The sequence below is a fragment of the Mucilaginibacter sp. JRF genome, from assembly GCF_015223065.1.
GTDB lineage: Bacteria > Bacteroidota > Bacteroidia > Sphingobacteriales > Sphingobacteriaceae > Mucilaginibacter.
Genome location: NZ_JADFBY010000005.1, coordinates 120,797 through 144,714, shown reverse-complemented (window position 1 = coordinate 144,714; position 23,918 = coordinate 120,797). Strand labels below are relative to the sequence as shown.

17 protein-coding genes are annotated in these 23,918 nt (G+C 45.6%); 3 read left to right on the top strand and 14 right to left on the bottom strand.

Annotated features, from left to right (window positions below):
* Positions 1-16: 16 nt before the first annotated feature.
* The 8 genes from IM792_RS14385 to IM792_RS14350 all read right to left on the bottom strand — a co-directional run bounded on the left by IM792_RS14385 (position 17) and on the right by IM792_RS14350 (position 10,802).
* Positions 17-1,234: a cytochrome c oxidase subunit II gene (locus IM792_RS14385; RefSeq protein WP_194102580.1), complete on the bottom strand. Its 1,218-nt coding sequence runs from the start codon at positions 1,232-1,234 to the stop codon at positions 17-19.
* A 50-nt stretch (positions 1,235-1,284) separates the two neighbouring features.
* Positions 1,285-2,571: a quinol:cytochrome C oxidoreductase gene (locus tag IM792_RS14380; protein ID WP_194102579.1), complete on the bottom strand. Its 1,287-nt coding sequence runs from the start codon at positions 2,569-2,571 to the stop codon at positions 1,285-1,287.
* A gap of 12 nt (positions 2,572-2,583) precedes the next feature.
* A complete protein-coding gene (locus tag IM792_RS14375; protein ID WP_347343816.1) occupies positions 2,584-3,159 on the bottom strand; it encodes a cytochrome c in 576 nt (191 codons plus the stop codon).
* Positions 3,152-3,688, bottom strand: coding sequence for a DUF3341 domain-containing protein (locus tag IM792_RS14370; RefSeq protein WP_194102577.1), 537 nt, complete (start codon positions 3,686-3,688; stop codon positions 3,152-3,154). The genes IM792_RS14375 and IM792_RS14370 overlap by 8 nt, the downstream gene beginning before the upstream one ends.
* Entirely contained in the window at positions 3,688-5,163 is a 1,476-nt protein-coding gene (gene nrfD / locus IM792_RS14365; RefSeq protein ID WP_194102576.1) for an NrfD/PsrC family molybdoenzyme membrane anchor subunit, read from the bottom strand. Before nrfD ends, IM792_RS14370 begins: the two co-directional genes overlap by 1 nt.
* Before the next feature lie 25 nt (positions 5,164-5,188).
* Positions 5,189-8,257, bottom strand: coding sequence for a TAT-variant-translocated molybdopterin oxidoreductase (locus IM792_RS14360; protein ID WP_194102575.1), 3,069 nt, complete (start codon positions 8,255-8,257; stop codon positions 5,189-5,191).
* Positions 8,258-8,301: 44 nt separating this feature from the next.
* Positions 8,302-9,495 carry a cytochrome c3 family protein gene (locus IM792_RS14355; protein ID WP_347343815.1) on the bottom strand — a complete coding sequence of 398 codons (1,194 nt, stop codon included), beginning with the start codon at positions 9,493-9,495 and terminating at the stop codon, positions 8,302-8,304.
* Positions 9,496-9,818: 323 nt separating this feature from the next.
* Positions 9,819-10,802, bottom strand: coding sequence for a deoxyhypusine synthase family protein (locus IM792_RS14350; protein ID WP_194102573.1), 984 nt, complete (start codon positions 10,800-10,802; stop codon positions 9,819-9,821).
* A 188-nt stretch (positions 10,803-10,990) separates the two neighbouring features.
* On the opposite strand from IM792_RS14350, the gene IM792_RS14345 reads away from it, so the two are divergent.
* Positions 10,991-12,127, top strand: a complete 1,137-nt coding sequence (locus IM792_RS14345) for a polymerase (protein WP_194102572.1) — start codon at positions 10,991-10,993, stop codon at positions 12,125-12,127.
* A gap of 721 nt (positions 12,128-12,848) precedes the next feature.
* On the opposite strand, the gene IM792_RS14340 is transcribed toward IM792_RS14345, so the two are convergent.
* From IM792_RS14340 to IM792_RS14315, 6 genes are all read right to left on the bottom strand, one after another.
* A complete protein-coding gene (locus IM792_RS14340; protein ID WP_194102571.1) occupies positions 12,849-13,211 on the bottom strand; it encodes a hypothetical protein in 363 nt (120 codons plus the stop codon).
* A gap of 26 nt (positions 13,212-13,237) precedes the next feature.
* On the bottom strand, positions 13,238-13,585 hold the full coding sequence (locus IM792_RS14335) for a hypothetical protein (protein ID WP_194102570.1): 348 nt from the start codon (positions 13,583-13,585) through the stop codon (positions 13,238-13,240).
* Complete coding sequence (thrC, locus tag IM792_RS14330; RefSeq protein ID WP_194102569.1) at positions 13,585-14,889, bottom strand: threonine synthase; 1,305 nt, start codon at positions 14,887-14,889, stop codon at positions 13,585-13,587. The genes IM792_RS14335 and thrC overlap by 1 nt, the downstream gene beginning before the upstream one ends.
* A 116-nt stretch (positions 14,890-15,005) precedes the next feature.
* Positions 15,006-16,010: a homoserine kinase gene (locus tag IM792_RS14325; protein ID WP_194102568.1), complete on the bottom strand. Its 1,005-nt coding sequence runs from the start codon at positions 16,008-16,010 to the stop codon at positions 15,006-15,008.
* Positions 16,011-16,061: 51 nt separating this feature from the next.
* Positions 16,062-18,512 carry a bifunctional aspartate kinase/homoserine dehydrogenase I gene (gene thrA, locus IM792_RS14320; protein ID WP_194102567.1) on the bottom strand — a complete coding sequence of 817 codons (2,451 nt, stop codon included), beginning with the start codon at positions 18,510-18,512 and terminating at the stop codon, positions 16,062-16,064.
* Positions 18,513-18,741: 229 nt separating this feature from the next.
* The gene (locus IM792_RS14315; protein WP_194102566.1) at positions 18,742-19,545 is read right to left on the bottom strand and encodes a carbon-nitrogen hydrolase family protein; all 804 of its coding nucleotides are present in this window, start codon (positions 19,543-19,545) and stop codon (positions 18,742-18,744) included.
* A gap of 98 nt (positions 19,546-19,643) precedes the next feature.
* Here IM792_RS14315 and rsgA point away from each other — a divergent pair, with 98 nt between their 5' ends.
* A complete protein-coding gene (gene rsgA / locus IM792_RS14310) occupies positions 19,644-20,564 on the top strand; it encodes a ribosome small subunit-dependent GTPase A (RefSeq protein WP_194102565.1) in 921 nt (306 codons plus the stop codon).
* 346 nt (positions 20,565-20,910) lie between these two features.
* The gene (locus IM792_RS14305) at positions 20,911-23,877 is read left to right on the top strand and encodes a TonB-dependent receptor (RefSeq protein ID WP_194102564.1); all 2,967 of its coding nucleotides are present in this window, start codon (positions 20,911-20,913) and stop codon (positions 23,875-23,877) included.
* The last annotated feature ends 41 nt before the right edge of the window (positions 23,878-23,918 follow it).

Sequence of the window (23,918 nt, the reverse complement as noted above, 5' to 3'; positions counted from 1 at the left end):
CGCTAATTCTTTTATATTAATTGTTTAATGCTAACCTGTTTTCTGACTTTTCTTCCTTTTGCTCTGTTTCAGCAAAATGCAACTCTTTCTTCAACGCGTCGGTCAGATAAGGTTTTTGCTGTGCAAGCCATTTTTGATACTCGGCTTCGGTAACAACACGTACCACTTTTTGCATGTTGTAGTGGCCACCACCGCAAATTTTGTTGCAGTACAGCAAGTACTCAAATTTTGCATTATCTTCTTTAGCCTTCATTTCGCGGGTTGTAACCGTTGGGGTGAACTTAAAGAAAGTTGGCAAGCCCGGTACAGCATTCAATTGTACACGGAAATGAGGCATGTAAACACTATGGATAACATCCTGAGCGTGTATATTTAAACGGATAGATTTGTTAACCGGCACTACCAATGTATCGGCAACCAGGTCATCCATCGAGTTTTTATCTTTAAAGTCAACACCTACTTTGTTGGTACCGCTAACCAGTTTGTAGCTCATTTTACCAAGCTTTTGGTCGTTACCAGGGTAACGCAGCTCCCAGGCAAATTGATGGCCAACAACCTCAATATCGATAGAAGCGGTTTCGCCTTCGGCATCAACGTGGTTAGTGATCTTTCTCCAGGTAGTAAAACCAAACACTACCAGTACGGTAAGTACAATGGCCGGAGCGATAGTCCACGCAGCTTCGATAGTATTGTTATGCGGATAGTAAGTTGCCTTACGTTTATCAGAACCGCGGTATTTAAATACAAAACCGAACAGTAATATCTGGGTAATTATAAATACTGTAGTTGTGATACCAAAGGTTACATAGAACATGGTATCAAGGCCTTCGCCGTGTACTGATGCTGCTGATGGCAATATCATAGCACCCTGAGTGGTGAACGACCAGTATGAGCCATATAAACCAAGTATCAGGAACAACAGGAACAGGATACCTGTAATGTTATTCCAGTTCATTTGCTTTTTGCCTTGAATTTGTTTTGTAAGATCGTACACACGTAATATCTTACCAACAATGTCAACCGCGCAACATACTACTAAAAATAGCAGAATATAATAGAACGGACCTGCCCAAACGCTTGGCTTATCGGCAGCGTTGGCAGCAGCGGCTGGTGCCCCCTCTGCGGCTTTGGTTGTTGATTCAACCTGTGCCATCAACACCTGAGTGCCAAAAAGGGTCAGCATCGCGAATAGCGAAAGTAGTTTTTTAGAATTTATAAGTTTTTTGAATGCCATTTTACTGCTTTGTTTGGTATTCTGTATTTTGAGTGCAAAGTTAACAATATTTATATGTGGTGATGTAAGCTCTCCTCAAGGAACGGATGTTTTTTAGGGATAAGCGATTTGAACTTGCTTAACGAGTTGAACGTAAAGAAAGTAAGCAAACCTGCAAAGCCTATCGCTATAAACAATTCCTGGATGCCGTACATATCCCAGATATGAACTTCGTGTTCCGGGCTATGGTGAATAGTACCCGGCATAATCATCAGGTAATAATCTAACCAGTGACCGATCAGGATAACGATGGCGGTGATCTTTAATCTGCCTGCCAAACGTTTAGCATCACGCGACATTAATAGTAACAATGGCGACAGGAAGTTTAACACAATGTTTAACCAGAACCACCATTTGTATTCAGGCTCCCAACGTTTGTAGAAGTATACAGTTTCTTCAGGCATGTTGGCGTACCAGATCAGGAAGAACTGAGAGAACCAAACATAAGTCCAGAAGATAGAGAAAGCGAACATCAGTTTACCCAGATCGTGCAGGTGGTTTTCAGTAACCCACTGCATGTAACCTTTGTTACGCAGATAAAGTACTATCAGGGTAATAACCGCTAAACCGCTTACGTGCATAGCCGCTAAGTTATACCAACCGAACATGGTTGAGAACCAGTGTGCCTCTAATGACATGATCATATCGAAAGAGAAGATCGGGAAGGTAAAACCGAAGATCACCAGGAATATACATGACATTTTAAAGCTCTTATTGTAGTTGAACATACCACCCAGCTCATCCTCGTTAGTTGAGTATTTAACCAGCAAGTGGCCAAATAATGAGTAAAGGAAAGTTAAGCCCGCTACTACTACAAAAAAGAAAGGAATGTTAAGGAAGCCTGATTTACCGGCGATAAGAGCATCGTAATGCTCGCTGTTAACATCAGTTAAACCGTGTGCAGCCCAGTGGCCGTACAGGTAAGGCATTATTTCTTCGTGGCCTTCTTCATTCACAACGGTATGTGTGGTGAACAAACCTGCCGCGGCAACCAATATCAATATAACAGCCGCAACCGGTAATACTTTAGCCATAGCCTGTGGTACACGCAATATTGAAGCTGACCAACCGGCTTGCGCCACGTATTGGTAAGATAAAAAGAATACAGCGGCTGTACATACACACGCAAAGTAATAGCTCATAAGCAATAAGTTACTGAACGTGCGTTGTATCGAATCGCCACCGGCTAAAAAACCGTAGGCAACTCCCACCACGCCAATAACTATGGCTATTAAACTCCAGGTTTTTAACTTACCTGAAAATTCGTATCGTTCGTCAATACTTGTATGAGTACCCATTAATATTAAGTATTATAAAGTTTGTAAATGGTGAACATAGGCAACAACTTTCCAACGCTCCTGCGGCGACAGTTGCGAAGCGTAAGATCCCATTGCGTTTACACCGTAAGTGATCGTATGATAAATTTTACCATCGGTAAGGTCTTTCATGGCACCACCGCGTGATGACTGCCCTTTTGAGTATGATGGAGGAGCAGGATAGCCATGAGCTACCACTAAACCATCACCCTCACCTTTTATACCATGGCATGGCGAGCAAAAATGCTCGTATAATACTTTACCGTCTTCAAAATTCTTTTTGGTAGCCGGTAATAAGTTTTTAACTACTACACTGGCACTATCATAACCGCCTTTGGTGTTCGGAAAATCAAAACGAACAAAGCCTACAGGTATAGTACCTTTTGGTGGTACCTGCGCGGTTTTGCCATCAGCAAAGTTAGGGTTGGCCTGATCCGGGTCGTACGCTATATGCCTGTACATATTGGGAGCGTATTCCCAACCTGTACTTCTCTTGTCTTTGCATGATGTTACTAATATCGATGCAGCGATAGAGAAGGCTGTAATGCCCAATATCTTAATTTTATTCATAGCTAACATACTTCCTTTCGTTATGCTTTATTTCAACAGCTCCAGCTTCTTTTAACAAATTGGTTATATCATCATGTGGTATGTTCCCTTTAGCGTCAACAGCTATAATAAATCTGTCGTCAGTTGCACGCAGGTCCATAACACGTGGTGCACGGCCCGGGAAAAGGTGCGTAGCAGCAAAAAACGTAAACACCATACCAAAGGCAGTCCACAAAATGGTCCACTCAAAAGTGAACGGTACAAATACCGGCATCGGGAAGTTTGGCTTACCGCCGATGTTCATCGGCCAATCGTGCACCAAAGTATAGTAAACAATGCTGAATATTACTGAGGCGCCAAGGCAGCCAAAGCAAAACGCGGCATAACCCAAACGTGAATCTTTGATACCTAATTTAGCTTCGATACCGTGTATAGGCATTGGCGTATACACATCATAAATAGGTATGCTATTTTTTTGTAGCTTCTCGATCCCGTGCATCATATCATCCGGATCGTCAAAATGGCCTAATATAAATTTTGTGCTGCTCATTATTTTATAGTTTCGTAGTCTGCCAGGTCAACGCTGTCATACTTTTTTAACGCATCTGTATAATCTTTCACGTGTTCCGGATCAAGGTGACCACCGTCGATCAGTTTTTTCTTAGCCTGCTCGCTTGATGTTTTCAGCAACAGTTTCACCTCGGCCATTGCCACTGAAGGCAGGAAGCGGATGAACAGCAGGAACATGGTGAAGAACAAACCAATTGAACCAACAAACACACCTACGTCAACCCAACTTGGGTAGAACATCACCCAGCTTGATGGAATGTAATCACGGTGTAATGAGGTTACGATGATCACAAAACGCTCAAACCACATACCGATGTTCACTACGATTGAAAGCGCCCATGAGAATGGAATGCTGGTACGTAGTTTTTTGAACCAGAACAGCTGTGGAGAGATCACGTTACATGACATCATGCTCCAGTATGCCCACCAGTACGGACCGGTTGCACGGTTAATGAAAGCATATTGCTCGTACTCAACACCAGAGTACCACGCGATGAAGAACTCAGTGATATAAGCCACACCTACTATTGAACCTGTAAGGGTGATGATCTTGTTCATTGACTCGATGTGGAACATCGTGATATAATTTTCAAGACCTAATACTTTACGGGTAACCAGCAACAGGGTTTGTACCATGGCGAAACCAGAGAAGATTGCACCCGCAACGAAGTATGGCGGGAAGATGGTGGTGTGCCATCCCGGCTCAAGCGAGGTGGCAAAGTCAAATGATACGATGGTGTGTACCGAAAGTACCAGTGGCGTTGATATACCTGCAAGGATCAATGATACAGTTTCAAAACGCTGCCAGGTTTTTACTGAACCTGTCCAGCCGAATGATAGTATTGAATAGATGCGACGACGAAGACCCGGTACTGCACGGTCACGTATGCTGGCAATATCAGGTAATAAACCTGTGTACCAGAATACTAATGATACCGAGAAGTAAGTTGAGATCGCGAACACGTCCATCATCAGTGCCGAGTTCCAGTTTACCCAAAGTACATACTGGTTTGGCAGCGGTAATGTAAAGTAAGCTAACCAGGGGCGACCCATGTGCGCTACGATGTATGTAGCGGCGCAGACTACCGCGAAGATGGTCATCGCCTCGGCCGAACGGTTAATGGAGTTACGCCAGTTTTGACGGAACAGCAACAACACCGCCGAGATAAGTGTACCGGCGTGACCGATACCTACCCACCATACGAAGCCGGTGATATCCCATGCCCAACCTACGGTTTTGTTAAGGCCCCACTCGCCCAAACCATACCAAAAGGTAAGGCTTATACTTACTACCCAAAGCATGGCGCCTAAGCTGGCCACGGTGAAACCTATCCACCAGGCTTTGTTGGGTTTATTTTCTACAGGGAGTAAAACCTCATTAGTTATCTGGGCATAGGTAATATTCTTGCCCGTAATTAATGGTTCCCTGATTATTGATTCACTGTGAGATGCCATATATGTTATATCTCTTTTGTAATAATTAAGCTAATTCGTTTTCAATGGTGTTCCTAACTTTTACCTGGTAACCAATACCCGGTTGTACGTTAAGCTCTTGTAACACATAATAAGTTCTTTCGCTCTTAAGTGCTTTTGAAAGCTCTGAGTCAGGATCATTTGCATTACCGAATATGATAGCGTTTGCTGTACAGGTTTGCTGACAAGCCATTTTGATCTCGCCATCAGTAAGCGGGCGTTTTTCAATTTTAGCTTTCAGTTTACCGGCTTGTATACGTTGTACGCACATTGAGCATTTCTCCATCACACCACGGAAACGGGTAGTAACGTCAGGGTTTAACACCAGTTGAGTATGCTCGTTTTGCAGGTAGTTATCAAAACGTGAATCGTTCCAGTAGTTGAACCAGTTAAAGCGGCGTACTTTGTATGGGCAGTTGTTAGCGCAGTAACGTGTACCAACGCAACGGTTGTAAGCCATTTGGTTCAAACCTTCTGATGAGTGTACGGTAGCTAATACCGGGCACACAGTTTCGCACGGAGCGTGGTCACAGTGCTGGCACATCATTGGCTGGTGTACTACGGTTACGTGATCCAGATCATCCAGTTTAGCTATCTGTTTCTCTTTGGTAACCATGCCTGTTTCTTCGTCAGGCTCGGCTTCACCATTCTGCTCGTAGCTGTAGTAACGGTCAATACGAATCCAGTGCATTTCACGACGACGGCGAACCTCATCCTTACCAACAACCGGAATGTTATTTTCGGCACTACAAGCTACAATACAAGCACCACAACCGGTACAGGCATTAAGGTCGATAGCCATTTTCCAGTCATACGTAGGGTTCTCGTGCTTTTGCCAGAACAGATCGTATGTTTTGTGTTCCTTACCGTGGTCAGTACCTGCGGCAGGGTCTTTCAAGTATTCTTTTAAGCTAACCTCACGCACAACGTCACGACCTTCGTATGAGTGGTGTGTTTGTGTTTGCGCTAATGGCGATACTTCACCTGTTTTAGATATGGTAGCTACCAGTGTTTTACCGATAGTGCCATTGCTAAAGCTGGCGAAAGGATAAGCGTTTTTACCTACGCTGTTACCAACCAGGCCTGAGTGAGTACGGCCATAACCAACAGCTACCGATACGGTACCTTGTGCCTGGCCCGGCTGTAATAATACAGGTACCTCAATTGAGTAACCGTTAGCCTCTAACTTAACCACGTCGCCTTCTTCAACACCAAGGTGCTCAGCGTATTTAGGCGCAAGGGCCGCGTAGTTATCCCAAGTAACTTTTGATACCGGATCAGGCAACTCCTGTAACCACGGGTTGTTAGCATAGCTACCATCACCAATGGCTGTGTTAATGTAAAGCTGAAGCTCAACTTTGTCATCACCACCGGCAACAAGCTTAGTGCTGTTAGCAGCTATCAGTTGCGCGGCAGCACCTACATTGGCAGCGTTTGTTGCCGGAGTAGCCGCTTTAGAAGCAACTTTTACAAAACCTGTTTGCAGTAAGGTTTCCCAACCGCTTTGGCCAGACAGACCGCCTAAAGTAAGCAGGTTGTTAACCCAGTTATTGCGTACGTAAGTATAGTAATCAGTAGTATTTTCACTCCAGATCAGTAAGCTTTGCTCAGCCTGGCGGGTGTTATATACCGGGTTGATGGTTGGCTGCATAACCGTGTAGTAACCTGATATAGCGTTATCATCACCCCATGATTCAAGGTAGTGGTGGTTTGGCGCTATCACATTGGCCAGGTCAGCAGTTTCATCTTTTTGGCCGGCGAATGATACCTTAAGTTTGATCTTACCTAAAGCATCCTTAACATCCTTAGCGTTAAAGTAATCGTAAGCAGGGTTAGCGTTCAGGAAGATGGCTGCACCAACTTCGCCGCGTTTTGCTTCGTTTATAAAGGCTACGAATTGCGCATCGTTACCTTTGTATTGGTTTGACGGATTGTCAAGATCGATAGTAGTACCGTAGCTGCCTAACAATACGTTGATGGCGTTGGCCACAACCTGGTTAGCAACTTCGTTTGAGCCTGCAACTACCAGCGCTTTACCTTTAGCAGCAAGCAACTCTTTAGCGGCAAGTGTTACCGCTGTAGCGGCTTTAGCGCTTTCCAGCTTTTTAGTACCCGGCAATGTAGTGCCTGATATAGCGTTGTAAAGGGCAACCAATACTAAACCTTCTTCAGATACTTTTACAGGGATACGGGCATCGGCGTTAGTACCGGTGATGCTCATACCACTCTCGAACTGAATGTGGCGCGACATCTTTTTAGATTCAAGAGCCTTGCTGCCACGGTTTGATACGTATTGCTTGGTGAACTCCTCACCTGAGATCCATGCACCCAGGAAATCGGCACCAACGCTAACAATTACGTCAGCCTTATCAAAGTTATAGTGAGGCAATACCGCTTTACCAAAGCTTTGTTGGTTAGCTTGTATTATACCTGTGTAAGAGAATGCATCGTAGTTGATGTGCGCGGCAGCAGGATATTTAGCGATGAAATCGTTAATTACCGCTTGTGTTGACGGGCTGTGTACGGTTGAGCTGATGATGCGGATCTTTTTACCACCTGCCTGGGCAGCAGCTAATTGTTTGATCACGAAAGCATCCACTGCATCCCAACCGGCATCATTGCCATCCATTTGCGGATCTTTAAGGCGATTGGTATCATACAGGTCAAGTACTGAAGCTTGCGCCTGCGAACCTAAACCACCACCGGCTAATAAGTCGTTAGGGTTACCTTCAACTTTAATAGGGCGACCTTCGCGGGTTTTAACCAATATGGCGTGGCCGTTGTAGGTTGAAGTATAGTAGTTAGCCACACCCGGAGTTACCTCCTCTGGTTTAATAAGGTATGGTATTGATTTATGTACAGGAACTTTTTGACAGGCAGCCAATGTAACGGCACCCACACCAAAGCCCAGCGCTTTAAGGAAATCACGGCGCGGAGTTCTTGAGGCAAGGCCTGCACCACTCAACACTTCCTCAATCGGAAGCGGCTCGGCAAACTCATGCTTGTTTTTCTCAACAAATTCCGGCGTTCTGTTTAGCTCCTCTAAACCTTTCCAGTATTTTTTATTGCTATCCATTTAAGCTATATAAACTGTAATTGCTAAGTTTTAAATCTCTGATATTAATAGTGACATTTAGCGCACTCTAAACCACCCATAACCGCGGCGGTTACTTTCTCACCTTTCTTGATCGCGTCGTGCACCTGGGTCATCTTATCATAGTATGCGTTACCTTTAAAGTTAACCTCAGTACGTTTGTGGCACTGTATACACCATTTCATGGTAAGTGGTGAGTATTGGTAAACCTCTGGCATAGTTTCGATAGGGCCGTGGCATTGCTGACATTTTACACCGCCAACTACTACGTGCTGTGAGTGGTTGAAGTAAGCAAAGTCAGGCAGGTTGTGTATACGCACCCACTGAATTGGCTTAGCCTGTGTGCTGTCATAAGTACCTTTGTCCGGATCGTAACCCAAAGCGTCATAGATCTTGTGGATCTCAGGCGATTCGGTTTTAACTACCTTGTGGCAATTCATACAAACGTTAAGTGACGGGATCGAAGCATTCTTTGATTTGTACGCACCTGAGTGACAGTACTGGCAATCAATCTTCATGGCACCTGCGTGCAACTCGTGCGAGTATTTGATAGGCTGTACTGGTTGGTAACCCTGGTGCATGTTGGTGTTCCACATGGTTACCCAGCTCCAGCTACCCATCGCGATAGCGCCGCAAAGCACTACAAAGAATACCAGTTTCTTATTTTTCGCCAGCTTTTTGATAGCAGCGAAACGATCAACTTCTTCACCTTCAACTTCAGGCTCTTCTTCAATTACCAGGTCTTTGTTTTTAAGCAACAGGCGCTCTAATGAGCCGATCACTTTGTTCAGTACCAGGATAACGATGAAAGCGATAACGATAACGCCGATCAAACCCCAGATCAACAAAGCGCTTGGACCTGTTTCAACTGGTGCGGCAGCAGCACCGGCAGCAGGAGCTGCGGTTAATTTTTTCTGCTCGTCGCGGGCGTAAGCAATAACGTCAGTCACATCAGCATCGGTCAGCTCAGGGAAAGCTGTCATCGGTATCTGATTGTACTCGTTAAAGATCTTTAGCGCTTTTGCGTCTTTAGCGGCAACCAACGCCTGGCTGTTCTGAATCCATTTGATCAGATAAGCATCGTCTGTTTCCGAAGTAATTTGCGGACCAAGGGCCGGACCCACGAGCCTTTTGTCGATCTTGTGGCAGGCAGTACACTTGGCTTTAAAAATAGTTTCACCTTTCTTGGGGTCGCCCTGAGCATTGGCCGCAGTGGTCATTGCTGTTAGGCCCGCAAGCAGTAAAACCGTTCTTGAAAATTGTTTAAAAAGTAATGAGATATTTCTCATAAAGCGTGTTTATGCTGAATTATATTTATTAAAATTTTAAAAACAGGACGGGATTGATGCCGTTTATCCAATTTTTACAGCCACAAAAGTAAAATTTATTACAGTATGGCTGACAAAGAAATGACAGTTATCAACAATTTATAATCGTTCTAAACAAGGCTAAAAACGCTTTAAATGCACTTTATTTGCACTTTTGGCCTATAGCTGTTTAACCACACATTTTTTGTTGACAAAAATCATTTTTGATTTTTTGTTTATTGTTTTAATATCCAGGCAAAAATCAACGGCGCTACAATGGTCGCGTCAGACTCGACAATGAATTTCGGCGTATTTACATCCAGCTTACCCCAGGTGATCTTCTCGTTAGGTACCGCGCCCGAGTATGAGCCGTATGATGTGGTCGAGTCAGATATTTGGCAGAAGTAGCTCCAGAACGGAATATTCTCCATCTCCATATCCTGATAAAGCATCGGTACAACACATATCGGGAAATCGCCCGCTATACCACCACCTATCTGGAAAAAGCCTATTCCTTTACCTTCTGAATTTTTTACATACCAATCAGCCAGCCATGCCATATATTCGATACCGCTTTTCATGGTGGTAGCCTTTATCTCATTCTTGATAACGTATGAGGCGAAGATGTTACCCATGGTTGAATCTTCCCAACCCGGTACAACAATCGGCAGATTTTTTTCGGCAGCAGCCAGCATCCATGAGTTCTTAGGGTCTATCTCGTAGTATTGCTCCAGCTCGCCACTCAATAATATCTTATACATAAACTCATGCGGAAAATAACGCTCACCGGCGGTATCAGCATCTTTCCATATATTGTATATGTGTTTTTGTAAACGGCGGAAGGCTTCTTCCTCCGGGATGCAGGTATCAGTAACGCGGTTGTAATGGTTCTCTAACAGATCCCACTCATCCTGCGGACTAAGATCACGGTAGTTAGGTACACGTTTGTAGTGCGAGTGCGCTACAAGGTTCATTATATCCTCCTCAAGGTTGGCACCCGTGCACGATATAATGTCAATTTTACCCTGACGGATCATCTCGGCCAGCGAAATACCCAGCTCGGCAGTACTCATGGCACCGGCAAGGGTAACCATCATTTTTCCGCCTTCGGTTAAATGGGTTTCATATCCTTTGGCAGCATCAACCAATGCCGCGGCATTAAAATGCAGGTAATTTTTCTCGATAAACTGTGATATCGGACCTCTTGCTTCTGTACTCATGATGGTTACTTGTTAATTTTTGGCAAAAGTAGCTATTTTAATGAGATGCTTATTTGAAATTCAAAAATCTGCATGGCCGTGCATCATAATATATTATAACGGTAACATCATTTTAAGTTAAGCGTAAAACAAAACAGCAGCGTGCTGTTTAATAAATTCGCATCTTAGCGGCACCTTTATCTTTACTGATGAAAAGACTTTTTATAGCATTTGTACTTGTTATTGGCCTGCAACCGGCACATGCGCAAATGCGTTTTTTACCCAAATTCGTCCGCAAAATTCTGTTTGAGCAGGATAGCAGCAAGCACAGCAGCTTTTTTATATTGCCCGTACTCAGCTCGGCACCCGAAACCGGTTTTGAGGGTGGCGGTTCGGCCTTATATTCATTTTATACCGATACCTTGAATGAGGGTACCCGTGTATCAAACATATTTGGCTACGCTACCATAACCACTAAAGGCCAAAGCCGCTTTAGCCTAAGCACTAACTATTGGACACCGGCCAACAAGTATCATTATACCGCCACCGTAAGCTACATCAACTTTCCGTTTGATTATTTTGGAACAGGTAATGAAACCAGCAAGGCCAGCCTTGATCGCCTGGGGCAAAAACGCCTGCGTGTTAACCTGACTGCCGAAAAACGCATCAGCAAAAACATATATATAGGTGTTACGGCCGGTGGCCTCGATTATAAGTTTACTGATAAGGAGCCCGGAGGCATATACCAAACCCTGCAACGCAGCCAGCAACCCGGCGGCGGCAGCATACTTTTTGCAGGCCCAAGCTTTGTTTTTGATGATCGTAACAACAATACTTACACTACCAAAGGCGCCGTGGTTACCGCCTACTTCAACTTTATGAAGGGCATGTTCAGCAATAACAATTACCGTGGCGGGCTATTTAATATTGAATACGCGCAATTCTTCTCCCTCAGCAAAAAGCTGGTATTGGGCTTTAATGTGCAGGGGCAAAGTATAGTAGGCGCGCGTGAGCCGTTTTACCTGCTGCCATCATTAGGTAATGATGAAATTATGCGTGGCTACTACAACGGCCGCTTTCGCGACAGGCACCTTGCCGCCGCGCAAACCGAGCTGCGCTACCGCATAAGCAACCGCTTTGGCATTGTTGGCTTTGGCGGTGCGGGTAAGGTGTTCAGCAACTCATTTAATTTTGATGGATTAAAACCAAGTTACGGCCTGGGCGGGCGCTACTTTTTCGACGTAGAAAAAGGCCTTAGCATGCGTGTTGACTACGCCCTCGGCGAGCAACGCCCCGGCGAAAAAAGGCAAAGTGGCTTGTATTTGAGTTTGGCGGAAGCGTTTTAGAACAGCCCCACCCCACCTAAATCCTCCCCAAGGGGGAGGACTTTGATAAGCATATCTAATAAAACTCGTCTTTGCGAGGCACGAAGCAATCCTCGAGCGCCTTATCTTGAAGAATATCCTAAAGAGATTGCTTCGTACCTCGCAATGACGTGATTTTTATACTAAAGAATCTTTAAAAAAGAGCGGTGGCCTGGCAGAAAACCGGGCCAGGGAGTATGGCCTGCGGGCGGAAGGTTTTTTCTGCCTTGATGTTTGGTTACTTTGCATCTAAGGTAAAGTAACTGGCCTCTGCGGCCAAGAGCAGACTGACGATAGTAAAAGCACAATTCTTGCGTGAGCTTAAGCCGCTAATAAAGCACAGCATTTTCATTACCTGTCCTAAATTTCTTTTGAGCGATCAAAAGAAACAAAAATCGCCGGCTACGCCCTGCCCGGTGAAAGTTTGTGCTTTGGCTGGGACTGTGCTACTCCGGGCATTTCTGATGCCGGTAATAAAGGTTATTTACGGCTTGTGCTTTGTAGTGCTAAGATCAAATCCCTCCCTTGTGGAGGGCAGGGAGGGGTTCACCAACCGTTCAAAAATTGATTCGGTTTTCATAACACTCCATCTAACCTTATCATTTCGAGCGCCAGCGAGAAATCTATCGCTTTGCTATGAACGCAGACAGATTTCTCTCTCGTACCTCGATCGAAATGACATGAAACTTTATTTAGGAGGGGTCTACTTCTTTTTCTTCTCCGAATGCTCGTATATCTTGGTATTTACGGCAACAGAATCTTTAAAGTAAACATAAAGGCGCTTTACGTAGCTTGGCGGGTAGCCATCGTATTTTACTACAATGTCGTAGTAAATATAGTCGTCCTTTTTACCCTGGGGCCAGCCGAGGGTATCGGTAACCTGGTAAAATTTTAGCCCTTTAATGTTATGGTTTTGCAGCAGATCATTAACCATGTTGGCACGATACTTAAAGTCGAGGCCGTCGGCATCTTTCCACAATTTGCGGTTAAATGGCTGATCGCTATTACAGGCTGATAAAAGTATTACGGTAAGAGATAAAACAACAGTAAAGGCCTTATTTAACATGGCTGATAATTATAGCGCAAAGATACTCAATTTTTGTGCTCCTGCACTTTAACAGCCGTAACAACCGAATCGGCACCGAAAGCTATTTCAAGCTCCTTGGAATAAATAGGATCGATATCGGCGCCGTACTTCATCACAATATCGTAGTAGATATGCTTGCCGTCGGTATCATCCGGTTCGCCAAGCATATCGGTAACCTCGCTGAGCGGCTTACCTTTCAGCCCATGGTTTTTGAGCAGATCCTTCAGCATTTTATTACGATGTGGGTAATCCCAATCGTTTTTTTTACTCCATAACTTTTTGTCGAAATTTTGCTTACAGCCAAATACCATAAGCGAAACCATAAGTATGATAATGCAGCGGAGTATCTTCATTAAACGTTGTTTAACAGGTATGTTTTAAAGCTTTGAAAATCGGCAGGCATTTGTACCGCCTGTTTCTCTTTGCCATCAAGCTGTTTAACGGATTCGGGCACCGAAATGTTATTAGCTACCCCGGCCGGTATAACATCCGGAAACTTGCATGGATGAGCGGTTGAAAGGAAAACACCGGCTACTTCTGTATGATCTGCCTGCCACTCCTTCAATGCTTTCCAGGCTATGGCCGTATGCGGACAAACCACATATTCGTGATCGGCAAATACCTTTTCAATAGCCTCAACGGTTTGCTCATCGTTATAGCTATAGCCTGTAATAAGTTGCTTCAGGGCAGCTTCGTCGCCCTTGAACAGATCGGCAATACGCACCCAGTTACTTGGGTTGCCCACATCCATAGCGTTCGATATGGTTTGCACCGATGGCTTTGGTTCATAAAAGCCGGTCTTTAAAAACGCCGGAACAGTATCATTAGCATTTGTAGCGGCAATAAATTGCTCAACCGGCAAGCCCATTTTCCAGGCTAATAAACCAGCGCCTATGTTGCCAAAGTTACCGCTGGGCACCGCAAAGGCTACCTTGCTTTTACCTTTACGCAGCAACTGCGCATAGGCGTTAAAGTAGTAGAACGTTTGCGGTATCAGCCTGGCTATGTTGATAGAGTTGGCTGATGTAAGGCGGTAGGTTTTGTTCAGTTCAGTATCGGTAAAGGCTTGCTTAACCAGGGCCTGGCAATCATCAAAAGTACCGTCAACCTCTAACGCGCGGATGTTTTGGCCGTTGGTGGTTAACTGCTGCTCCTGCACGCCGCTTACTTTGCCTTTAGGGTAAAGAATGGTTACACGGGTATTCGGTACACCTAAAAAACCCAATGCCACGGCACCACCGGTATCGCCCGAAGTGGCTACCAATACATCTAACTGCTTCTCGCCCGCTTCTAAAAAGTAACTCATTACACGGCTCATAAAGCGCGCGCCAAAATCCTTAAAAGCCAGCGACGGACCGTGGAACAGCTCCAGCACATATACATCATCCTCCAACTCCACCACCGGAGCTTCAAAGTTGATGGCATCCTCGATAAGTGCTTTCAGATCAGCCTCTGGGATGGTATCGCCCAATATATTTTTGGCTACGCCGAAAGCGATCTCCGGCAGGGTCAATTCGCCCAGTTTGCCGATGAATTCATCGCTCAAACGCGGAATAGCTACCGGCATATATAAACCCTTATCCTGCGGCATGCTGTTAAAAACCGCCTCTTTAAATGATACTCTTGATGATGTATTGTTAGTGCTGTATAGTTCCATGACCTCTTATTTCGAAATTCGAATTTTCAATTTCGAATTTATTTTATTTGCTGTTCAATTGTTTACTTAACGGATGGGATCAAATTCGAAATTGAAAATCCGAATTTCGAAATCCTTTATCCTATTACCCTCGGCCCGGCATCATTTATGGTTGATACGTACGTGTTTGAGCCTATCTTTAATGCTGTTAAATGTTGCTGTAGTTTTTGGGTGATGTCGCGGGCGGTTTGCTCGTCGCGGGTAAAGGCGAATACTGATGGGCCTGAGCCTGATATGCCAAAACTTACCGCGCCGTTGCTCATGGCAATTTCGCGCATCTTATAAAAATCAGGTATCAGCATAGAGCGTACCGGCTCAACCAATACATCCTGCATACTACGACCGATCAGGTCAATATCCTGCATAAACAAACCGCTTACCAAACCGGCAATGTTACCCCATTGGGTTACAGCATCCTTCATGGCTATTTTGTTGCGGATTATCTGGCGGGCCTCGCGGGTAGGCACATCAACATCCGGGAACACCACGGCACACCACAGATCTTTTGGATGCGGCAGGCGCACCACGTCAAGGGGCTCGTAACTGCGTATCAGCACAAAACCACCTAACAGGGCAGGCGCAACATTATCGGCATGGCCGTGCCCGCAGGCCATCTCCTCCCCTTTCATGGCAAAGGGCAGCAGGTTTATCGGGTCGCGATCATCGCCCATCAGGGTTTTAATGGCGTACAAACCCGCCACAGTACTGGCCGAGCTTGAACCCAAGCCACTACCGATAGGCATCTTTTTATGCAACTCAATATCCAACCCAATATCGGCACGGCCGATGCTGTTCAGGTAATGCTGCACGCTTACACTCACGGTATTCTTAGCAGGGTCAAGCGGCAGGCGACCATCATCACCCGTAATTTTGCTGATGGTGATGCCGGGTTTATCAGTTACCCGCATAATCACCTCATCGCCAGGCTCGTTAACGGCAAAGCCCAGCACATCAAACCCGCAGACCACGTTGGCCACAGTTGCCGGGGCAAAAACGTGCACTGCATTATCAACTATGCCCCCCGTCCCCCTAAAGGGGGTGAAAGCACTGTTTGTATTTATATCCTGTAATTCGTTACTCATGATCGTAGTTATATTTTAAGTTCCCCCTTTAGGGGGTTAGGGGGCGGTGTTCTAATTTGCGCCCACATTTATCAAATCAGCAAATACACCTGCGGCGGTTACCTCGGCACCTGCGCCGGGGCCTTTTACCACCAGCGGGCGCTCCTTATACCTATCGGTAGTGAATGATATAATGTTATCACTGCCCGATAGCATATAGAACGGATGGTTTTCATCAACCATTTGCAGGGTGATGGATGCCTTGCCATTTTCCAGTTTGCCTATGTAGCGTAGTACTTTACCCCCATCCTCAGCTTGTTGTTTAAGGTTGGTGAAGTAAGCATCTTCGGCTTTTAGGGCAGCGTAGAAATCTTCAACCGTAGCGGCATCAAGGCAGGCTTGCGGCAGTATGCTTTCTATCTCTACATCGGTAGCTTCTAAAGTATGGCCGGCATCGCGTGCCAGTATCAGTATCTTACGCATAAAGTCGGTGCCGCGCAGATCGTCGCGAGGATCGGGTTCGGTATAACCTTTCTCCTGCGCCAGTTGTACCACGTCGTGAAAATTAGCATCGCCCTTAAACTGGTTAAAGATGAAGGATATAGTACCCGACAGTATAGCCTCGATACGCTGAACACGGTCGCCGCTGTTCATCAGGTCTTTCAGTGTACGGATCATCGGCAGGCCTGCGCCCACGTTGGTTTCATAGAAAAAGTCGACACCATGTGTACGCGCCGCATCCTTAAAGGCTTTGTATCGGCTATAAGTGCCCGAGTTACCTATTTTATTACAGGTTACTACTGATATTGACGAGTTCAGCACCTCCTCATAAAATTCAACCGGAACCGGGCTTGCCGTATTATCAATAAACACACAATTAGGCAGGTTCATGCTTTTCATGGTATCTATAAACAGGCGCAGATCGGCCTGGTCATTACTTTCATCAAGCGATGCCTGCCAGTTATCCAACTCTATACCATCGGCATCGAACATCATTTTGCGGGTATTGCTTATGCCTACCACCTTTACCTGTATGCCATTTTCGCTGCGCAGAAAACCGGCATGGGCGTTAAGCTGCGTGAACAGCGTTTTACCGATGTTGCCTGTACCCAAACAAAAGGCATGCAGGGTTTTATACAGATCGATAAAGAAAGCATCGTGCACGGCATTCAACGCCTTGGCCAGATCGAACTCGCTGATGATAACCGAGATATTATACTCTGATGAGCCTTGAGCAATAGCCCTTACGTTAACCCCGTTACGCCCCAACGCATGGAACAACTTGCCTGATACACCCGGCGTTTGTTTCATGTTCTCGCCAACCACGGCTAAAATGGCCAGGTTTTCTTCCACCGTGATGGGTTCCAGTTTATTGGCTAATATCTCCAACTCAAACTCCTGTTCAATAATGGCTTTGGCACGTTTGGCATCGCCGGGCTGTATGGCAAAGGTGATGCTATGCTCAGATGATGACTGGGTGATCAGGATCACGTTGATCTGCTCGCGGGCCAGCAACGAGAACAAACGCCCGCTAAAGCCCGACTTACCCACCATACCGCTACCCATTAAATTGAGTATGCTGATATTATTGATGGATGATATACCCTTTATAGGCTGGTTTGATGCCTTGCTTTCGTGCTGAATTACGGTACCTGCGAATTCAGGCTCGAAAGTATTTTTTATAACGATAGGGATCTTTTTAAGGAAAGCCGGGATCATGGTTGGCGGGTAGATCACCTTAGCGCCGAAGTAGGATAGCTCCATGGCCTCGGTATAAGTCAACTCACTTAGCGGGAAGGCTTTTTTCACCATGCGCGGGTCGGCGGTCATCATGCCGTTCACGTCGGTCCATATCTGTATTTCCTGAGCGTTGAGTGCCGCGCCGAAGATAGCCGCGGTATAATCGCTGCCACCACGGCCAAGCGTGGTTATCTGTCCGGCATCATTACTGGCAATAAAGCCGGTAACAAATAACACCTTATCACTATTTGAGGCATACAGATCGCGGATAAGCAATTCGCTCAGCGCGGTATCAACCTTGGCATTGCCGAAGGCGCTGTCTGTTTTTAATACTTCGGATGCATCAACAAAAAAGGCATTGCCAAAGTGCTGCGCCGCTATCTTACTGATCATCAATGTTGAGCATCGCTCGCCATAGCTAACAATCAGGTCGCGGGTTTTGGCGGTAAGCTCACGCAGGGTAAGTACACCTTGCAACAATTCCTCCAACTGGTTAAAGTGAATTTTTAAGCGGGTAAAGGCCGGGTTCTGGTTTTGAATATCCAGCAGGCTTTTTACCACATCAAAGTGGCGACGCTCCAATTCGGCAAGCTGCGCGGTAAACTCGTTGCCCTTAGCTGCCTCCTCGGCCATATTGATCAGCAGGTTGGTAACCCCGCTCATGGCCGAAAGCACCACAACCGGACGTTCGCCCTGCTCAACCTCATTTTTTACTATTTGCAGCAGGGTTGTTATGCTGCTTACTGAACCAACGGAGGTACCTCCGAATTTTAAGACTTTCATGGTTGGTATAGCTATTAAAAAAAACCGCCTTCCTCTTTGTCGGAGGAAGGCGGTCAGTTGGTTTGTTTTATCTTATTTTACACCATACGATTACTTTCCTCCGATATCTATGCCGGTGGTAATAATGGTAATAATAATGGTGTTGCTGTTATACATATAATTTCTTATCGCACTAAGGTCATGGCAAATAAAGTAGTAATATTTTAAAATAGCAAGCACAACAGCTATTTTATTTTGAATATTCGTCAGCATAAAGTGCTGGCTTAAATCTTTTTGCAAGGTAACCTGTAGCCTGTGCCGGGTCGATATCAACTACCATCACCCCCGGAATGCCATATTGCTGATGCGCCAAACAAGTACCATCAGGCGCAATTACTGACGATGCCGAATCAGGATAACGGGTAGCGTTGTTAACACTGGCAAAGTAAATGGTGTTCTCTAAAGCGCGCATCATCATGGCTTTTTCGTAGTAAGGGCTGCTTATGCTGCCCCATTCGGTTGGTGTTGTGCCCGTGGTTTCGCTGCCGCCAAAATGCGGGTGAAAAACTACATGCGCCCCATTGCGTGCCGCCCAGCGTACCGACTCGGGGTAACGGAAACCCTCGTGGCAAATAGTGATACCGAACTTTAACCCGTTCACTTCAAACAACGTGCGTTCGGTACCGGCAACCCATATCTCATCCTCAGATGGATCGAGCTGATTTTTGGTTTGATAGCCCAGCACCTCGCCCTGTGCCGATATTACGTAGGCCACATTATATATACCATCAGGCGTGTACCTATCCATGGGTGCAATAATGGCTATGCTGTATTTGGCTGCAACCTCGCAAACTTTCTTCAAAGCGGCTTCCATCTTTTCGGGCGAGCCTTGCTCGGGGGCGAAGCCCGGCATAGGGTAACCCGGAATATAGGTTTCAGGGTAACAGATGATAACGGCCTGCTGCGCGGCGGCTTGTTCAGTAAGTTGTTCGAGATTTGAAAGGGCTTGATCAATACTGCCCGGAAAGGGCGGCGAGGCTAAGGCGATCTTCATGTTTTGCTTTAGTTTTAAAGCTCTTAAAGTTAGCCATTTTTGCCAACTGATACAATTTTTATAGCAGGCAAATACAAATACCTAACTTTACAGCGATAATGCAGGGAGTAATTACAAAATCAACCGGGAGCTGGTACCAGACCCAAACGCCCGACGGGCAACGTTACGATTGCCGTATAAAAGGCAAGTTTCGGATAAAGGGTATTACCACCACCAACCCTATTGCCGTGGGCGATCTGGTTGATTTTGAGATAGAGCCTGAGCAAGGCACCGCGGTGATCACCACTCTGCATCCGCGTAAAAACTACATTATCCGCAAATCCATCAACCTGTCAAAACAAGCGCAAATTATTGCCGCTAACTTGGATCAGGCCATATTGGTGGTGACCCTGGCATCGCCGCGTACCTCATTGGGGTTTATTGACCGTTTTTTGGTTACTGCCGAGGCGTACGATATACCCGCTAAACTGGTATTTAACAAGCTCGACCTTTTTAGCGATGAGGGCCTTGAAATACTACAGGCCTACAAAGCCATTTATGAAAACATTGGTTACCTTTGCTACGAAGTTTCGGCACTTGAAGGTACCAATATTGATACCGTGCAGGCTTTGTTGAAAGACAATATCACCCTATTTTCGGGGCATTCGGGCGTTGGCAAATCAAGCCTGATAAACCGTTTGCTGCCCGAGCTGGATCTGCGTACGCACCAGATATCAGAATGGAGTGATAAAGGCATGCACACCACCACCTTTGCCGAAATGTTCGAGCTGCCGCAAGGCGGTTTTATTATTGATACGCCCGGCATACGCGAGCTGGGTATTATTGATATTGAAAAGCAGGAACTAAGCCACTTCTTCCCCGAAATGCGGGAGCGTATGCACAATTGCAGGTTCAACAATTGCCGCCACATAAATGAACCGGGTTGCGCAGTGCTTGATGCATTGGAGGAAGGTGAGATAGAACCATCGCGCTATGAAAGCTATTTGAGCATTTATAACGGCAATGATACACGTAGCTAACCCGCTACCGTACTGACCGTTAAAACATGCGCGGCTTTCTGTTTTTATATACAGTTACCACCCGTATTTACCCGTCCAAAAACTCGGTAACAACATTGTTAAAATGGCCCAAATTTTAATTTTTGGTTCATTTGATGATTTTTTAGTTAACAAAACTCACGGTTTTAAGCTTACAAGTGCCAACTAAGCCCAAAACGCTGCCATTTTAATGCAGGTAAGGCCTATTAACGCTTGTGTAACAATAATGTATGACAGCTATTTTTAACATTTTTTAGTTAAACATTTGCATTAAAAAAACACGGATTAACCAAATTTTAATATTTACAAAACAACACACACCCCCAAAATGATGAAACGATATTTACTGATCCTGGCTATGATGTTCGCGGTAACGCTTACTTACGCGCAAACAGGCCGGTCGGTTAGCGGAACGGTGATAGATTCTACAAAACTCTCGGTACCCGGTGCAAGCGTTAAGCTAACATCAGCCGAAGGCGACAGCGTGGTAACCGCTGCCGATATGAACGGAAAGTTCAACTTTCCATCAGTAAAAGGTACTAAACTGAATGTTACGGTAACATCAATAGGCTACCAGGTTTTGCTTAAGCATTACTCGCTTGATGCCGGTACCGAGCCGGTATCATTAGGCAACATTATGCTGCAACTGCAAAGCAACGAGCTTAAGCAGGTAAACATTGTAGGCGCACCTAACCCGGTAACACTTAAAGAGGATACCGTTGAGTACAAAATAAGCACCTACAAAGTGCGCGACAATGCCCCTGTTGAGGATGCCATACGCAAAATGCCCGGCATTGATGTGGATAAGGATGGTAACGTAACCGCGCAAGGCAAATCGGTTACCAAAGTGCGCGTTAACGGTAAGGACTTTTTTGCCGGCGACTTAAAAACCGCTACCCAAAACCTGCCTGCCGATATTGTGGAGAGCGTACAGATAGTTGATGACTACGGCGATCAGGCTAACCTTACCGGCGTTAAAACCGGCGAGCCCACCAAGATACTGAACATCAACATCCGTAAGGATAAAAACTACGGCTACTCGTTACAAGCCACCGGCGGCGAGGGCACTGATGCCTTGCCAAGCAGCGAGGCTAATAATGCCAACCGTTATCTGGGTACAGTAAACTTCTTTAAATTTAAAGGCGATCAGCAAATAGCCGTACTGGGTAACCTGAACAATACCAACCTTAATACCTTTAGCTTTAGCGGTGCTACCGGCGGTGGCTTTGGCGGTAACTTTAATGGTGGCAACCGGGGCGGCGGTGGCGGTCGTGGTAATGCGCTGCAAGGCGGCGGTAGCACCACCACACAGGCCAACGGTATTACCGATGCCAAATCATTAGGCTTGAACTTCAGGGATCAATGGGGCAAAAACGTATCTGTTTATGGCAGCTACAGCTTTAACGATAACAGCACATTTACCAACAGCAACTCATTGCAAATAAACAGGTTTCAAAACCCGAGCACCAGTACCTCAAACAGTCAGGAAACCAACAATCCGCTGAACCATCGTTTTAACTTTAACGTGGAGTGGAAGCCTGATACAGTTAACTACTTTAAGTTCACCCCGTCATTCTCTTACTCACGCACCAATACCGTGGGTTACGAGAGCGTGGCCTATACCCTGGCCGATAGCAGCAGGGCAAGTGCCAATCAATCATACAACGTTAATTCGTTAACAAACACTACTTCGCCAAACTTTGGCATCAACGCCTTATACAATCACAAGTTTGGCAGAAAGGGCCGCAACTTCAGCCTTAACCTGAGCTGGAATACCGCCAAGAACGATCAGTACGATAACCCAATATATGATTATACCCTGGGTACGCCAACTACGCCACTTAACCAGCGTATTACTACCAACAGCCGTACTACAACTTTGGGGGCTAACTTCGCTTACATGGAGCCGCTGAGCTCGGTATCGTTCCTGGAGCTTAACTATGCTTACAATCACTCATCTACCAGCAGTGATAAAATGACCGATACACTTAGCTATACCGGCACCACGCCACCAACTGAATATAATGATGGCGATTTTAACCGTTACGCCCTGCTAAGCAACAGCTACGATTATACTTTTACCACCAACCGCATTGGCTTAAACTACCGTTTGGTTGAAAGCAAGTATAACTTAACAGCAGGTTTTGGTGTGCAGCCGGCATCATTAAAAGGCAACTCAGTTAACGCGCCCGAAACCGTTAAAAACACATTTAACTACATACCTACCGCGCGCTTTGTTTATAACTTTTCGCGCAGTAAATCATTCAACTTTAACTATAATGGGCAAAGCAGTCAGCCATCGTTCAACCAGTTGCAACCGGTGCTTGACCTATCGAACGCCTTATACCCGGTACAGGGTAACCCTGATCTGAAACCATCTTTCACCAACACCATCGAGGCGCGTTATAACAACTTTAGCTTTGAAACCGGTAACGTATTCTTTACCCGTTTTGCCTATACAACCATTGGCGATAACGTTGTATCGCAAACTACTACCTACAGCCAATTTAGCGAGGCAACCCTGGCGGCAGATCCATCGCTGAAAAACCTGCAAAACACCAACTTAACTACTTACCGTAATGCCGATGGTTATTACCAGTTTAGTGGTTTTGGTGTGTTCTCAAAACCGTTTGCCGAGCGTAAGTATACCTTGTTTCTGAATGGTAACGTATCATACAGTAACAACATCGGTTACTCAAATACTGTTGACAGCTTGAATGTAGCATCGGAGTTTGAAAAGAACATATCGAAGAACTTAGTATTTACCCCGGGCGTACGTTTCAGGGTTAATATTGATGATGTGGTTGATGCCGAGGTTAACAGCAGCTACGCCATTAACCGTACGGTTAGCGCCATTGGCAACAACCCATTGCTGAACACCAACGCGCGGACATTAAAATTAGGCGTTAACGGTAAAAACTATTTTTGGAAGGATTGGACATTGAGCTACGATTTTACCCGCTCAATAAACTATGGCTATAACGTGGCTGTAACCAACCCTAACATTTTGAACGTGTATGTTGAGCGCCGTTTTATGAAGGATAACATGGCGACCATCCGCCTGTCGGGCCTCGATCTGTTTAACCAGAACCGTGGCTTTACATCGAATGATAATGGTACCATAACCACACAAAGCAACGTGAACAGGCTGAGCCGTTATGTATTGCTTACCTTCTCGTTAAGGTTACGCAAATTCGCGGGTAGCGCGCCATCACAAGGTGGCGATCGCAATTTCAGGAGAGGCGAAGGCGGTCCTCCGGCTGGTGGCCCTCCTCCGGGTGGCGGCCCAATGTAATGGTCAAATAAAATTCAAGAATTATAAAACGTGGCGTGCAG

Bases quoted from the DNA above. Each gene is read 5' to 3' on its own strand.
- IM792_RS14385 (WP_194102580.1), bottom strand. From the start codon at position 1,234: ATGGCATTCAAAAAACTTATAAATTCTAAAAAACTACTTTCGCTATTC.
- IM792_RS14380 (WP_194102579.1), bottom strand. From the start codon at position 2,571: ATGGGTACTCATACAAGTATTGACGAACGATACGAATTTTCAGGTAAG.
- IM792_RS14375 (WP_347343816.1), bottom strand. From the start codon at position 3,159: ATGAATAAAATTAAGATATTGGGCATTACAGCCTTCTCTATCGCTGCA.
- IM792_RS14370 (WP_194102577.1), bottom strand. From the start codon at position 3,688: ATGAGCAGCACAAAATTTATATTAGGCCATTTTGACGATCCGGATGAT.
- nrfD (WP_194102576.1), bottom strand. From the start codon at position 5,163: ATGGCATCTCACAGTGAATCAATAATCAGGGAACCATTAATTACGGGC.
- IM792_RS14360 (WP_194102575.1), bottom strand. From the start codon at position 8,257: ATGGATAGCAATAAAAAATACTGGAAAGGTTTAGAGGAGCTAAACAGA.
- IM792_RS14355 (WP_347343815.1), bottom strand. From the start codon at position 9,495: ATGACCACTGCGGCCAATGCTCAGGGCGACCCCAAGAAAGGTGAAACT.
- IM792_RS14350 (WP_194102573.1), bottom strand. From the start codon at position 10,802: ATGAGTACAGAAGCAAGAGGTCCGATATCACAGTTTATCGAGAAAAAT.
- IM792_RS14345 (WP_194102572.1), top strand. From the start codon at position 10,991: ATGAAAAGACTTTTTATAGCATTTGTACTTGTTATTGGCCTGCAACCG.
- IM792_RS14340 (WP_194102571.1), bottom strand. From the start codon at position 13,211: ATGTTAAATAAGGCCTTTACTGTTGTTTTATCTCTTACCGTAATACTT.
- IM792_RS14335 (WP_194102570.1), bottom strand. From the start codon at position 13,585: ATGAAGATACTCCGCTGCATTATCATACTTATGGTTTCGCTTATGGTA.
- thrC (WP_194102569.1), bottom strand. From the start codon at position 14,889: ATGGAACTATACAGCACTAACAATACATCATCAAGAGTATCATTTAAA.
- IM792_RS14325 (WP_194102568.1), bottom strand. From the start codon at position 16,010: ATGAGTAACGAATTACAGGATATAAATACAAACAGTGCTTTCACCCCC.
- thrA (WP_194102567.1), bottom strand. From the start codon at position 18,512: ATGAAAGTCTTAAAATTCGGAGGTACCTCCGTTGGTTCAGTAAGCAGC.
- IM792_RS14315 (WP_194102566.1), bottom strand. From the start codon at position 19,545: ATGAAGATCGCCTTAGCCTCGCCGCCCTTTCCGGGCAGTATTGATCAA.
- rsgA (WP_194102565.1), top strand. From the start codon at position 19,644: ATGCAGGGAGTAATTACAAAATCAACCGGGAGCTGGTACCAGACCCAA.
- IM792_RS14305 (WP_194102564.1), top strand. From the start codon at position 20,911: ATGATGAAACGATATTTACTGATCCTGGCTATGATGTTCGCGGTAACG.